This is a genomic window from Thermogemmata fonticola, from assembly GCF_013694095.1.
Classification (GTDB): domain Bacteria; phylum Planctomycetota; class Planctomycetia; order Gemmatales; family Gemmataceae; genus Thermogemmata; species Thermogemmata fonticola.
In genome coordinates this window covers 238,401-253,294 of the sequence record NZ_JACEFB010000001.1, presented here as the reverse complement: position 1 = coordinate 253,294, position 14,894 = coordinate 238,401, and the positions used below count along the sequence as shown (strand labels likewise).

The following is a 14,894-nucleotide window of genomic DNA, read 5'->3' as shown; positions in this document are numbered from 1 at the left end:
TTGGTCCTTCCGTCTGGCCCAACCGTTCAGCCCCCTGTCAAGGAGGATAGCCTCCGGGGACCGACTTTTGCGGGATAGCATGGCCCTGACCACTTGGCAAGGTCAGGATGGGGACAGCCATCGCCGCTCTTCCCAAGAATAGGTCCAAGAGGGAGGGGAAGAGGGCCGATGCGCGCCACGGGAGGCGGGGTAGGGTGGGGTATTTGGCGGCTGAGCCGAGAACGAACCCGCGCCCGTTACCCCGGTTTCCCTGTGTGCGGGACCCCTCATAGCAACTCATTCCAAATAAAACAACAGCACTGCGAGGTCGGCGGGGGTGATGCCACTGATCCGGCTTGCCTGGCCCAGACTGGCTGGTCGAATCCGGCTCAATTTCTCACGGGCCTCGTAACGCAACTGGGGCACAGCGAAATAGTCAAAATGCGGGGGGATGGCCTTGTTCTCCAGCTTGCGGAAACGCTCGATCTCCGCCGCCTGCCGTTGAATATACCCGCCGTACTTCGCCTCCAGGCATACCTGCTCCACCACCTCTGGGTATTGTTCCCAGACCCGCAAGGGGGGATGGCGTTCGCACAGGTCGGTCCAGGTGATCTCCGTGCGACGGAGCCAGGCTTCTAGGGTTATCCCGTCGTGGGAATGCTGGCGGAGATACTCTTGCAGCTCGGCGATCCGTTGTTCTTTGCGTTGCAAGCGCTCCCACGTCGTGGCATCGACGGAACCGATGCGATAGCCGATGGGCGTGAGCCGGCGGTCCGCATTATCATGGCGGAGCATGAGGCGGTACTCCGCTCGCGAAGTGAACATGCGGTAGGGTTCATCAACTCCCTTGGTGACCAGGTCATCGATCAGGACGCCAATGTAGGCCTGGCTGCGATCGAGGATGAGCGGGGGCTGGCCCTTGAGTTTGAGGGCGGCGTTCAGCCCGGCCATCAAGCCCTGAGCCGCCGCTTCCTCGTAACCGGTAGTGCCGTTGATTTGTCCGGCGAAGTACAGCCCCGCGACCCGTTTGGTTTCCAGCGTCGGGAACAATTGCGTGGGGGGAGCGTAGTCGTATTCAACGGCATAACCCCAGCGCATGACTTCCGCATTCTGCAAGCCGGGAATTAGCCGGAGCATGGCCGCCTGCACGTCTTTCGGCAGACTGGTGCTAATCCCATTGCAGTAGTATTCCCAGGTGTTGAGACCCTCCGGTTCGAGGAAGATGGTGTGGCTGGTTTTGTCGGCGAAGCGCACGACTTTGTCTTCGATACTGGGGCAGTAGCGCGGGCCTCGGCTGCGGATTTGGCCGCTGTACATCGGGGCGCGATGGAGATTGGCCCGGATCAGCTCATGGACTTCCGGCGTGGTATGGGTGGCGTGGCAGGGAAGTTGGGGCAGGGTCACGCGCTCCGTCCGGAAGCTGAAGGGGCGCGGGGTCTCTCCCGGTTGGATTTGGCACTGGGAAAAGTCGATGGTGCGCCCGTTGAGCCGGCAAGGGGTACCGGTCTTGAAGCGGGACAGTTCAAAGCCGGCGCTCGCGAGGCTTTCGCTCATTTTTTCCGCCGAGACATCGCCGGCCCGACCTCCCGGCGTCTTGGCCTCGCCCGTGTGCATGATCGCCTTGAGAAAGGTCCCCGTGGTGAGGACCACCGCCTCCGCGAAGTAGTGCGTATCTCCCCGACAAACTACGCCGCGAACCCGCAGGCGGGCCGGTGTGGATGAGTCCTGATACGGCTCCAAGATCAGCCCTTCAACCAACTCCTGGCGGAGAGTGAGATTGGATTGTTCTTCCACCAGGCGCTTCATGGTGAACTGGTACAGTTTCTTGTCGCACTGGGCGCGGGGAGAATGCATGGCCGGCCCTTTGGAAGCGTTGAGCATGCGGAAGTGGATGGTACTGGCATCGGTGCACAGCCCCATGACTCCACCCAAAGCGTCGATCTCCCGGACGATTTGGCCTTTGGCCACGCCGCCGATCGCCGGATTGCAACTCATCTGCGCCACCGTGTCCGCGTTGAGGGTGAGCAGACAGGTGCGCAATCCTAGCCGGGCGCAGGCCATCGCCGCTTCGACGCCCGCATGCCCGGCTCCCACGACCACCACATCGTAACGATATTCCAACCGACTCACCGCTATCCTACCTCGCACTCGCTCCTAGCCTGGCTCCGAACCTGTGACCTCAGCTTCCGATGAGGGCGGGCCGGACCGCGCCGATCCCCCCGGTTCCAGACAGAGCACTCGCGTCGTCGGAATCGTGGCCGCCCGGCATGCCCCAACAGTTTCTACTCATATCCTATCAGTAACGGTGTCTTCTATCAGCACTAGCGCCGTGTCGTATCTTAGGATCAGCGGTGTTTGCGACCTTTCTGGGGAGCAAAAACAGGGGCCGAACATGAACGACTGGCTCGAAGCCGCACGAGCGGGTTTCGCTTCGCTAGAGGTGGATGATTCCCTGCGGCAGCAGGCTCTGGGCTACTTGCAACAATGGCTGACACAACCGGAGTTCGCCCCCTACGTGCCGCAGCTTCAGTGGCTGATCGAAAACGGACGCTGGTCCCTATTACTGGATTCCTTCTACCAGGTCCTGCCCTTTGGGACCGGCGGGCGTCGGGGTGCGGTGGGAATCGGCCCGAACCGGATGAATCTGTGGACGCTCGGCGCTTCGGTCCAGGGGCATTGCGACTATTTGCACCAGCGCTTTCCAGATGTTCGCCCATTGCAAGTCGTGCTGGCCTATGACGTGCGGCGCTTCGAGGACCGTCGGGGGGTGTACAACCCGCAGTTGCCGAATCCGGTGCTACATCTGTCCAGCCGGGATTTTTGCCATTACGCCGCGGGTGTATATGCCGCCAACGGGATTCACGTCCACATTCTGCCACCGGATTCACCCCGTTACATGGCGACGCCGGAGCTGTCGTTCACCATCCGCCACCTGCGGGCACACGGCGGGCTGAACATGACCGCCAGCCATAATCCTCCGGATGACAACGGGAGCAAGTTTTACAACGAGGCTGGAGCCCAGCCGGTGCCGCCGGAAGATCAGATCATGAGCGAATGCGTCGAGCAAGTACGGGTGATCCGGCACATGCCGTGGGAAGAGGCGGTGCGCCAGGGGAAAGTGCATTTCCTGGACGACGGCCCGCACCGAGCTTACATCGCCTTGTGCCGCAAGCAGTCGCTGATCCCGCCGCCCCGGTTCGATGAAATCCGCGTGGTATTCACGCCGTTGCATGGCTGCGGCACCTTCTGCGCCGGGGAAGTGCTGGAAGCCCAAGGATTCCGCCCCATCCCTGTGCCAGAGCAAATGACACCGGATGGTCAATTCCCGAACGTAACGAAAACTCCGAACCCGGAGGTGCCGGAGTGCCTGGATCGGGCGGAAGCGGTGGCCCGCGAGCACGCCGCCGACCTGGTCATCGCCACCGACCCGGATGCGGATCGCCTCGGCGGTCTCGCCAGTACTCGGCCTGAAGGCGGACCGCCGTACCACTTCCTCACAGGGCAGGAAATCGCTGCCTTGCTGACCTGGTTCAAACTGGAGCAACTCGCCTCCCGCGAAGCGCTGCCGAACGCCCCCATCGTCATCACCACGCTCGTGACGACGGGCCTGATCACCCGGATCGGCCAGCATTTCGGTGCCCAGGTGATCAACGACTTGCTGGTCGGTTTCAAATACCACGCGGATGTACTGGCACGCTTGGAAAGCACGGGACAATACGGCGACGTGCGCGGCAGCCTGGAAGATTTCGTCATTGCCACGGAAGAAAGCCACGGCGTACTGGTGACCCCGGAAATCCGGGATAAGGACTCGGCAGGAGCGGCCTTATTGCTCGCGGAAGCCGCCTTGGACCAAAAGCGCCGCCAATCCACCTTACCAGCCCTGCTGGCAGAACTGCATCGCCGCTTCGGTTACTTCCGCAACGAGCTACGCAACATCGCCCTTACGGGAGTCGAGGGGAAGCAGCAGATGCAGCGGATGATGGATCAACTGCGCCGTTCGCCGCCGGCCCGCATCGCTGGCTGGAATGTTTCGCGCTTCGAGGACCTGCTCGATGAACAGGGACGTTTAGGCCCCTACCAGGGCGACACGGATCGCGCCGCTCGGAACTTCCTCGTCTTTCTCCTACAAGGTGACAGGGGAATGACAGGGAAGATCTGCCTGCGGCCCAGCGGCACCGAACCCAAGGCCAAGGCCTACTTTGAGGTTAGCACGCCGCCATGCCCGCCGGAGCTGTCCGAGACGGAGTGGGCAGCCTGGCAACGACAAGCCGATGAGGCCAGCGCCACCCTGGCCGATCACTTCCTGCGCTTGGCACTGGGGCATATCGGTCTGACACCATAAGGGACCTGCCTGGGAACACAACAGGAGGAGAACGAGTTATATAGACCCTACTGCCTCGCTCCAGGAAGATAGCTCGATACTAAATGTCGAAAACACGATGATATACCGTGTAGATTCTAGAGATTTCTCATGGGATAATTGTGTTGTGGTCTTATTATTGAAGTTAATATGAAGCATGCAGTGAATAGGTATCTCAGATGCTGGAAGTAGAAATTCGCTACCGCCTGACCGATGCCGATGCCTTGCGCCAACGCTTGGCGGAATGGGGGGCAGAGGAGCCAAGCGAACGGATCGAGACGGACCACTACTTCAACGCGCCGCACAAGGACTTCCGCAAGACAGATGAGGCGTTGCGCTTGCGCTGTGTTGGGGAGACCAATCGCCTGACTTACAAGGGTCCGCGGCGGGATTCGCAGACGAAAACCAGGCCGGAAATCGAGGTGCCTTTGGCCAATGGCCAAGAGACGGCCCGGCAGGCGCGGGACTTTCTCATCGCCCTCGGCTTCCGCTACGTCGCTACGGTGTCCAAACGCCGCCAGGTCTATCGCTTGCAACGGCGGGGGTTTCCCGTCGAGATTTGCTTTGACGATGTATACCAAGTTGGCTCATTTGTCGAAGTGGAAATCCTGACAGAAGATGAGAACTACGAGCAAGCTAAAGCTACACTCTTGCAGATCACCCAGGAATTAGGATTGCACCAGCGGGAATTGCGTTCGTATTTGCAGATGGTTTTGGAAGCGCAAACCCAGAATAACTTAGATCATGCTCAATCGAGTCCTGATGCCAATGACTCTAAGGTGACATCATGAGTGTCGGTATGAATGGTCCCCGCAAGCCGTTGGTAGTGGAGCGGATCGAATCGGTGCGCCAGCAGGTAACTCAAGCCCGGCGAGCAGGGCAGACCATCGGCTTCGTTCCGACCATGGGAGCGCTCCACGCCGGCCATGCGGCTTTGATCCGCGCAGCCCGGCAAGAGTGCGGCTATGTGGTGGTGTCCATCTTTGTCAATCCGACGCAGTTCGGACCCCACGAAGACTACGCCCGTTATCCGCGCACCCTGGAGGCGGACCAGCAGCTCTGTGGGGAGGAAGGGACCGACTTGATTTTCGCCCCCTCGGTCGAAGAGATGTATCCGCCTCCCTATCGAACCTACGTCGAAGTGACGGAGTTAGATCAAGTACTCTGCGGCGCCAGCCGACCGTCCCATTTCCGCGGCGTGTGCACTGTCGTCTTGAAACTGTTCCAGATTGTTCAGCCGGACGTGGCATATTTTGGTGAGAAGGATTACCAACAGGCCCGGATCATTCGCCAGATGATCCATGATCTGAATCTTCCCGTGCAACTGCGAACTTTGCCGACGGTGCGGGAACCCGATGGCCTGGCTTACAGTTCGCGCAACCGGTATCTGACCGCTGCCCAGCGTCAAGTCGCACCGCGGATTTACCAAGCCCTGTTGGAGCTACGCGCACGGGTGCAACAGGGAGAACGGGAAGCGGCCCGCCTGGAGTCAGACTTGCACCAGGCCTTGTCCGCCATCCCGGAGGCGCGGGTCGATTACGCCAAAATCGTGGACGCGGATAGTCTCCAACCCCTGGAACAGATCGACCGCCCGGCCCTCGCGGCCGTGGCGGTTTTCCTGGGCACGACCCGCCTTATCGACAACATCCGTCTGAATTGAGGCGGCGCGATCCAAGCGGGCATTTTGATTCGCAGCGTTTCAACCTGCTTGGCCCGCAACGTTTGCACCCGCAGGGTTTCGCAGTTCCACTGGACCTCGACTGCGTCAACGGAGAGCGATCATGTCCCATCCTCTGTTTAGCCCGGAAGTCAAACACATGTTGCAAGAGCAGAATGCTTTGGGTCTCAAGGCGTTTTGCGAGTCTTTGCACCCAGCGACAGTAGCGGAAGCTCTGGAAGGGGAGTTCACCCCGGAGCAGATTTGGGAGATTCTCAGTCATGCGGACCTGCGCAAGCAAGCGGCTATCTTCGAGTATCTGCCTCCCCATTTGCAAGTGGAGATGGCTCGGAAGGTCCGCCCGCAACTGGCGGAGCTGATCGCCCGCATGTCCCACGACGACCGGGTGGACTTGCTGCAACGACTGACGCCGGAAGTCCGCGAAGCCCTCCTGCGGCTGATCGACGAAGCGGAGCGGCGGGATATTGCCTCCCTCTTTCCCTATGCCGACAACACGGTGGGCGCCTTGATGACCACTGACTATGCTTGGGTGCCCGCACATGTGACGGCTGCCGAAGCAATCGATCTGTTGCGCGCGCAAGCGCCGGATAAGGAGACCATCTACTACATCTATGTATTGGATGAACCGGTCCGTCGCGCGGACGGCAGCCTTTCCCCGCGCCGCCTTTTGGGCGTTCTGTCACTGCGGGACCTGATCCTTGCGCCCCGTCAGGAACTGGTCCGCGATCTGATGGAAACCGAGGTGGTCACCCTCCGCCACGACACCGACGTGGAAAGCGCCGCTGAGACCTTCGCCCGCTACGACTTCCTGGCCATGCCGGTTGTGGATGACAAATTCGGCATGCTCGGCATCGTCACCCATGACGACATCCTCGACGTGGTCACCCGTGAAGCGACAGAAGACTTGCAAAAACAAGCCGGTGTCGTGCCAATCGAAGAAGGATATCTGGAAGCCCGCTTCACGCATGTGTGGAAGAACCGGGCCAAGTGGCTGGCCGTGCTCTTCATCCTCCAAATGTTCACCATTGAGGCGATGGCCCACTTTGAAACGCTGCTGGAAACGGTAGCCTTCGTGATGGTCTTCGTCCCGCTGTGCTTGTCGGTCGGAGGGAACGCCGGTTCTCAGGCGGCCACGCTGGTCATCCGTGCGTTGGCCTTGCGGCAAGTGCGGACGCGGGATTGGCTACGCGTCCTGCGGCGGGAGATCGTCATGGCAGCGGCCCTGGCGGCCTTCCTCGGCCTTCTGGCTATCGCGCGCACCTATTTCGCCACGCCTAACGCGATCCTGGAAAAAGTCCCGGCGGAAAATTTCTGGCACCTGGTCGGCGTGGTGACAGGAGCCGTGATGGGCATCTGCATGACTGGCGCGCTCGTCGGTGCCATGCTGCCGGTGCTGATCAAATCCGTGGGAATGGACCCGGCCCTGATGTCCGCCCCTCTGATCGCCACCCTCTCGGACGTCCTCGGTATCGTGATCTTCTTCCAATTCGTCCGCCTTTTCTTCTTCTGAGTGCGGGACATTTCGCTGAGGAAGAGTGATATTCCCCTGTCCTGTCATCTTGCGGACACAAGACTGCCCGCTACGGCGAGTATTAGGAGCACCGATGCTTATGAGATTTCCTTTCTGAGTTTAGACCGAGCTGAGGTGCGTATACTTTTCCCCTCTTTCGCACTCTTAGCAAACTCTTATGGCTCCGTTTTGGATTCGAGTGAAAAATTCGGTTCAGGACAACAGGAAGAGAGCGTCGGCGGTGCCAGGTCCTCGGATTTACAGCGGTTTTTTCTCGAAGCCAAGTTTTGCGCACTATGCTCGACATGGAGCAGTTATTGTTGATAGTTGCTATCTGTCCTCAACATTTGTGAGAAGTGAGTGTCGCCATGCCTGTGTCTCCCACATCTGTGTCGGAGTTCTGGGACTTATTACGTAAAAGCGGCATCCTGACCGAAGAGCAGTTAGGACACTTGAAGCTGAGAGACTTCCCGGAGGAACCGCAAGCGGTCGCGGATGCCCTGGTGCAGCGCGGCATTTTGACGCCCTTCCAAGCCCGGCAACTCTTGGCGGGGCGCTACAAGGGATTCCGCATCAACCAATATATGGTGCAGGACATCATCGGCCGGGGTGGCATGGGCGCGGTGTACCTAGCCGAGCATGTGGAACTGCACCGCAAGGTGGCGATCAAGGTGCTGGTGCCGGCGCAAGGGGAGGATCAGCGTTTAGCCTTGGAGCGGTTCATCCGGGAAGCGCGGGCGGCTGCCGCTTTGGACCATCCCAACATCGTCCGCATTTTCGACGTGGCCCGGCATAACAACGTGCCTTATCTGATCATGGAGTATGTGGACGGAGAGACGCTCCAACAAGTATTGGAACGGGATGGGGCGTTACCCTACGAGGTGGCGGTGGAGTACATCGCTCAGGCGGCTGCTGGCTTGCAACACGCCCATGAGCGCGGCTTCATCCACCGGGACATCAAGCCCGGCAATCTTATGCGGGACAAACAAGGAGTGGTGAAAATCCTGGATATGGGGCTAGCCCGTTCTCACAACACTGCCGACAATTTGACCGAACGCTTAGACAAAGGCGCGGTGGTCGGAACCGCGGACTTCATAGCGCCGGAGCAGGCCCTCAATCAGCCGAACATCGACGGGCGAGCCGACATCTACTCCCTGGGCGCGACTTTGTTCGCCCTAATCATTGGCAAGCCGCCATTCGAGGGGAACACCACCCAAAAGTTGCTGCAACATCAACTCCGCAGTGCGCCGCGGCTCAGCAGTTTGGACAGCCGAATTCCGAAGGAATTATGCGACGTGGTGGCACGGATGCTGGCCAAGCGGCCGGAAGATCGCTATCAGACGGCCGCTGAGGTGATCGCAGCATTAGCACCGTGGACAGCGGGAAGCACACGCGTGCTCGCGGGCATCTCCCATACGAAGATCGGCCAGGAACCGGAGGTCGCGGTCAATCTCACCGGCGGAAACCTCAGTGGCAGCTCGGTGCGCTTAGGGGAGTTGAGCCAGACTCGCTTGGCAGGAGTTGAGACGCCGCGTACGGGCAACTCAGCGTTACAGCAGACCCTGCCCCTGTCCGGACGCCGATCGGGAGCATCGTCTCTGGTTTCCGCCTTAGCGAGTCAGGCCGGTTTGAATCGAGGGACGTCCGCCGAGGGAGGGAGTTCCGTCCAGCAGCGGAACACGTGGCAGCGGCTCTGGCCCAGGCAACGGCGTGGGATACTTCTCGGCGCGGCGGGATTAGCGCTGCTCCTGGCCGTGGGAGCCATTGCCGCTTGGCACCTGGGTGGCCGCCGCGAGCCAGTGGCGGGTACGCCCGTGACCCCACCGCTCAGAACAGAACCGCCGGGCCAGCATACACCACCGCCGGCCCGCGAGAATCCGCCATCTCCACCGCCCCTGAGTAGCGGGCGTGTCATCTACGAATGGAAAGCAGCCGATACAGCTCCCTTCCGGGTGCGGCTACGTGGGGGGCAAGTCCTCGAAGGGCAACGCCCGCGTTGGCCCGCCGGTGTTGCCATCTACGCTCTCAAACCGGAGACCGAGGCGGAATTCACGCGGACCGCGATCGATGGCAAAGACTGCCTGACCATCGTTCGCCATAGCACGGCCACAGGGGCGCAGATCGCTTTCGAGCTGGAACGGGACGCGGGGCAGGGAGGACTCGGCTTGCAACTCGCTCCGTCCGGCAAATACGCCTTGCGGATCGACTACCGCACCACGGGACAGATTCAAGCCTCGGTGCATACGATCAAGGACTATCGCAGTGCCGGCTTTCGGATCTTTCCTGCCACGGGCACGCAATGGATGACCGCCGAGCTGCCTTTCACGCGTCAAGCAGAACCTTTGCGTTGTGCCATCGAAGCAGCGGGGAACGCGCTTGTTCCTGTAGCCATCGCCGCGGTGCGGATTGTGGAGCTGGAACCTCCTCCACAGCCGCGGGAAGAACGCACCCTCTTCCTCATGGATTTGCGGCAGCAGCGCCCCTTCCGAATTATCTGCGGCCTGCGACAAGACCCCAACACGAATCAGCGGCACTATCGGGAAATCTCCCGGGAAGGAGAAGCTCCGTCTGGCTGGCGCGCCCGGCCTTGGCGTGTGGAAACCGAGATGGAGTTCACACTGGCCGAAGATCAAGGACGGCCCGCGCTCAGCATCCGCAACCTCAAGGGACGCGGTTCAGCCATGCTCTTCACGCCCGAATTTGAGTGCCCCACCGGTGTGTGCCGCCTGGAGCTGGAATACCGCTGCACTACTCAGCCCCAGCAATTCAACATTCGCTTCAAGTCCAACGATAGCCGGCCTGCTTGGGATGTTTACCGCCCCCAACCGACGCAGGGAAGCTGGAGGCGGGAGAGCATCATCGCGGACCTCCGAGGTGCCACCGGCGGCTTCTTTGAATTCCACAACAACGACGACAACCCTCAAGCCTACGTCCAAATTCGGGACCTCAAGGTGACGGAGTTGCCCTCCGCCACGGTCACAGAACCGATCCTCTTCCAGCTCCGGGCGGCTGACCTGCCGGAATTCAAAAACGTCAAGCAGGGGCGATCGATCACCAGCGGCGACGAAGACCCAGCCATTGCGGGGGTGTACTTCGGCGGCTGGAAGCCCGAAACCGTTAGTGAATGGACTTGTACCACCGTGGCGGGAAGCAAGGCGATCGGGATCGTCAATGTCAACGAAGTGCTCTCCGCACAAATCGGCATCGAGCTAGAAAAGGCGGTCGGGGTGAAATTGACCCCTGGCCAAAGGGTCCGACTGCGCGTGGAATACCGCACGGCTGGTTCTGCCAAAGGGCACATCTACTTCCAAAACTACGAGGATTGGAAGGTCCCCTTCCGCACCGATCTGCCCAACTCGAATGACCGCTGGAATACCGTGGATCTGGTGGCCACCCGCGGCGAGTTGCCGTTGCGCTGTCTGGTCGATGCCAGTACGCCCGGTCGCGGCAATATCCTTTTCGTCCGTTCGGTCACGATCACGGATGCGGGACGAGGAACCGCGCCCACAGGGTTCCGTAATCCTCCACCGTCCACCTCAGCAGCTAGCTCTCAAGATGATCCCAGCCGCTGGCCCGAAGGACCGCGTGTGTACCGCCTCGACGTGGCCGCTATCCCCCCCTTCCGCGTCGTCAAAGAAAAATTCCAGCGGATCAACGGCGAGACCGAGCAGTTGCCGGATGGCATCGGCTGCCAGTGCTGGAAAGACGGCTCCATTGGCGAGTTCCGACGCGCTCTGGTCGATGATGTCCCCGCCTTGGGACTGACGGGACTGAATGATACCATCTCCGCTCAGTTCTACTTCGACTTAGAAAGCCGCATGAAACTCCCTCTCGAACCCGGCAAATACTACAAGGTGAAGGTCGCCTACCTGACCCACAATGACGGTCGAGGGCAAGCCATTGTCCACTTGGTTCCTGGCTACAAAGGGATTGCCTCTGTCCGCTTGGATGACAGCCAAAATCGATGGCGGACAGCCACCCTCATCTTCCAGCGGCCACCGGCCAGCGATAACGTTCACGTCCGGATGGTGATCGACAACACCACCGTTGGGGAAGGGAACACTCTCTGGATTCGCGAGGTCGAAATCGTGGAATTGGTCCCGCCCAAGAAATCGTCGTGACCGCAGGTTCCGCAACAGCGTAGATCGCGGCGCAAAAAACCGGGGCAGGGGTGTTATGCCGCCCCTGTTTTTTATGCCGATGCCGCTCGCTGCCTTCTGCGGCCTCAATTCACCGCGCCGAGGCCATTTGCCGACCTTGACCGCTGCCATTCACCGGCTGCCGGAATAGCTGGATTGCCCGCGTCATCTAGGATTCTGTTGCTAGATTCCTGGAGGGAATGCGGCGGGAAAAGGGAACGACGTCGTAAAAGGACGCTGTTTTTCCTCGCTTCCATATACTTTTCCATATGCACGTGGTTCTTTTCGACATTGATGGCACGTTGGTACGCACGGGAGGAGCGGGCAAAGCCGCGATGGAGGAAGCCCTGCGTTCGGTCTTCGGACTCCGCGAGGTGAAAGACGGCGTTCCCTACGCGGGGCGGACGGATCGGGCCATCGCGCGGGACTTGCTAGCGCTGCATGGGATTTATCCGCAGGAAGAGAACATCCGCCGGCTCCAGGAGGCTTACCTTCACCTTTTGCCGGAGATGTTACGGCAACGAGGCGGCACGGTCTGCCCTGCTGTTCCGGAGGTCCTCCAACAATTATCTGCAACACCGGGAGTGCTTCTGGGCTTGCTCACGGGCAACATCCGTCAGGGAGCGCAGCGGAAACTCCAGCATTTCGGACTGTGGGACTATTTCGCTGGCGGCGGTTTTGGCGACGATCACGAAGATCGCGATGACGTGGCCCGCGCCGCTTTGCAAAATCTGGGAGTGACGGCGGGCGCAGCTCATGGCTCGACGCGAAACATCTGGGTAGTGGGAGATACCCCCTTGGATATTCGCAGTGCCCGGGCCATCGGTGCTCAAGCGGTGGCTGTGGCCACCGGCTGGCATAGCCTGGAAGCCCTCGCGTACCACAACCCCGACTGGCTTTTCCCGGACCTGAACCACGCCAGACCTCTTTTGACCATCTGGTGTCAGGAGTCATATGCCATAGAGTCGGACCGGGACAATTTCAACCACCTGCGGAGGGCCGGACCATGCCTCGAACACCATTCTGGAAACTGAGCGCGGTGGGAGTGTTCCTACTCGGAGGGTTTGTGCTGATGGAAGCGTGGGGACAACGGCAACCAGCCCTTCAATATCCCGAAACCCGAAAAGTAGAGGTGGTCGAGGATTATCATGGCGTGTCGGTGGCCGACCCATATCGCTGGCTAGAGGATGATGTCCGTCAGTCGAAGGACGTGGCCGCTTGGGTAGAAGCGCAGAATAAGGTCACCTTTGCCTATTTGGAAAGCATTCCCCAACGGGAAGCGATCCGCCGCCGCCTCACCGACTTGTGGAATTACGAGAAAATGTCCGCCCCCGTCAAGGTGGGGGGACGCTACTTCTTCACCCGCAACGACGGCTTGCAAAACCAAAGCGTGCTCTACGTCCGCGAGCAGTTAGATGGGCCAGCCCGCCTGTTGCTCGACCCCAACACCTGGAGTAAAGACGGCACCGTGGCGATTTCCGGCACCGCTTTGAGCGACGATGGCCGTTACCTCGCCTATGGAGTCGCTGAAGCGGGCAGCGATTGGACAACCTGGAAAGTGCTCGATGTCGATAGCGGGAAGATGTTCCCCGATGAGCTGAAGTGGATCAAGTTCAGCGGGGCAAGCTGGACCGCGGACGGTAAAGGCTTCTTCTATAGCCGTTTTCCGGAACCTCCGCCGGGCGCCGCCTTCCAGGGCCTGAACCTGAACATGAAGCTCTACTATCACCGTTTGGGAACTCCGCAAAGCGAGGATGTTCTCGTTTACCACCGGCCGGACCAACCCCGCTGGGGGATCAATGCCACCGTGACCGAGGATGGCCGCTACCTGATCATTTCCGTCAACGATGGCACCACCAGCCGCAAAGTGCGCATCGTCTACAAGGATTTGCAGGAACCTTACGGTTTGCCTATCGAATTGATCGACAACCATGACAATAAATACTTCTTCATTGGTAACGATGGCCCAGTTTTCTATTTCTTGACGGATTACAATGCACAAAAATACCAAGTGATTGCCATTGATACTCGCAAGCCGGAAAAGAAGGACTGGAAGACACTCATTCCCGAAACAGCCGACACATTGACGGATGTCAATCTCGTCGGCAATGTCTTCATATGTATCTACCTGAAGGATGCACGCACTCAGGTCAAGATTCATGACTTGGAGGGCCGCTTCATTCGTGAGGTGGATTTACCGGGGATCGGCACGGCGAGCGGCTTTTCCGGCAAGCGAAGTGATACGATCACCTTCTATACCTTTTCCAGTTTTGCCACACCGCCGAGTATATACTCCTATAACATCTTGACGGGTGAAAGCCGATTGTATTGGCGTGCTAAGGTTAAGTTCAATCCAGATGATTATGAGGTCAAGCAAGTTTTCTACACCAGCAAAGATGGTACGCGTGTGCCTATGTTTATATCCCATAAGAAGGGGATCAAACTCGATGGCAATAACCCAACCTTGCTGTATGGTTATGGCGGATTCAACATACCGCTGACACCAGCATTTTCTGTAAGTCGTTTGCAATGGATGGAAATGGGCGGAGTGTTCGCTGTCGCCAACATCCGCGGCGGAGGGGAATACGGCGAGGCCTGGCATCGCGCGGGCACTCGGTTGCAGAAGCAGAATGTCTTTGATGACTTCATTGCAGCGGCGGAATACTTGATCCGGGAGAAGTACACCCGCCCGGAGAAGCTCGCCATTCAGGGGGGAAGCAACGGCGGACTGCTGGTCGGAGCGTGCATGACGCAGCGGCCGGACCTCTTCGGCGCCTGTTTGCCTGCGGTCGGCGTCATGGACATGCTCCGCTTTCACAAGTTCACCGCGGGGCGCTATTGGGTAGATGACTACGGCTCCTCGGAAAATCCTCAAGAGTTCCGTGAGCTGTACCGCTACAGTCCCTATCACGCCTTGCTGCGGAATGGCCCGCGCCGCTATCCGGCGACGTTGGTGACCACGGCAGATACAGATGATCGCGTGGTGCCCGGCCACAGCTTCAAATTCGCGGCAGCTCTGCAAGCGATGCAAACCGGCCCTGCCCCTGTCCTCATTCGCATCGAGACGAAAGCAGGCCACGGGGCAGGTAAACCCACAAGCAAAATCATCGAAGAAATCGCCGACCAGTGGGCCTTTCTCGTCAAAAACCTAGCTTTTCAGCCTACCATTCCGGATTGACCCGTTTCGGTACGCAGAGCAACGCCCGTCTCCGGCCAGGGGGAGAGGGA

Annotated in this window: 8 protein-coding genes; 7 read left to right on the top strand and 1 reads right to left on the bottom strand. The window is 59.6% G+C overall.

The window, feature by feature from the left end; all coding sequences use genetic code 11:
* Positions 1 to 276: 276 nt before the first annotated feature.
* Positions 277 to 2,109, bottom strand: a complete 1,833-nt coding sequence (gene mnmG, locus H0921_RS00930) for a tRNA uridine-5-carboxymethylaminomethyl(34) synthesis enzyme MnmG (protein ID WP_194536148.1) — start codon at positions 2,107 to 2,109, stop codon at positions 277 to 279.
* Positions 2,110 to 2,371: 262 nt separating this feature from the next.
* Here mnmG and H0921_RS00925 point away from each other — a divergent pair, with 262 nt between their 5' ends.
* The 7 genes from H0921_RS00925 to H0921_RS00895 all read left to right on the top strand — a co-directional run bounded on the left by H0921_RS00925 (position 2,372) and on the right by H0921_RS00895 (position 14,844).
* Complete coding sequence (locus H0921_RS00925; RefSeq protein WP_194536147.1) at positions 2,372 to 4,321, top strand: phospho-sugar mutase; 1,950 nt, start codon at positions 2,372 to 2,374, stop codon at positions 4,319 to 4,321.
* Positions 4,322 to 4,518: 197 nt separating this feature from the next.
* Positions 4,519 to 5,130, top strand: a complete 612-nt coding sequence (gene cyaB, locus H0921_RS00920; RefSeq protein WP_194536146.1) for a class IV adenylate cyclase — start codon at positions 4,519 to 4,521, stop codon at positions 5,128 to 5,130.
* Positions 5,127 to 5,999, top strand: a complete 873-nt coding sequence (panC, locus tag H0921_RS00915) for a pantoate--beta-alanine ligase (RefSeq protein ID WP_228498883.1) — start codon at positions 5,127 to 5,129, stop codon at positions 5,997 to 5,999. The genes cyaB and panC overlap by 4 nt, the downstream gene beginning before the upstream one ends.
* Before the next feature lie 121 nt (positions 6,000 to 6,120).
* Positions 6,121 to 7,527 (top strand): magnesium transporter, encoded by a 1,407-nt coding sequence (gene mgtE, locus H0921_RS00910; protein WP_194536145.1) that lies wholly within the window; start codon positions 6,121 to 6,123, stop codon positions 7,525 to 7,527.
* Positions 7,528 to 7,895: 368 nt separating this feature from the next.
* Positions 7,896 to 11,648 carry a serine/threonine-protein kinase gene (locus tag H0921_RS00905; protein WP_194536144.1) on the top strand — a complete coding sequence of 1,251 codons (3,753 nt, stop codon included), beginning with the start codon at positions 7,896 to 7,898 and terminating at the stop codon, positions 11,646 to 11,648.
* A 287-nt stretch (positions 11,649 to 11,935) separates the two neighbouring features.
* On the top strand, positions 11,936 to 12,700 hold the full coding sequence (locus H0921_RS00900) for an HAD family hydrolase (protein ID WP_194536143.1): 765 nt from the start codon (positions 11,936 to 11,938) through the stop codon (positions 12,698 to 12,700).
* A 38-nt stretch (positions 12,701 to 12,738) separates the two neighbouring features.
* Entirely contained in the window at positions 12,739 to 14,844 is a 2,106-nt protein-coding gene (locus H0921_RS00895) for a prolyl oligopeptidase family serine peptidase (protein WP_194536640.1), read from the top strand.
* The last annotated feature ends 50 nt before the right edge of the window (positions 14,845 to 14,894 follow it).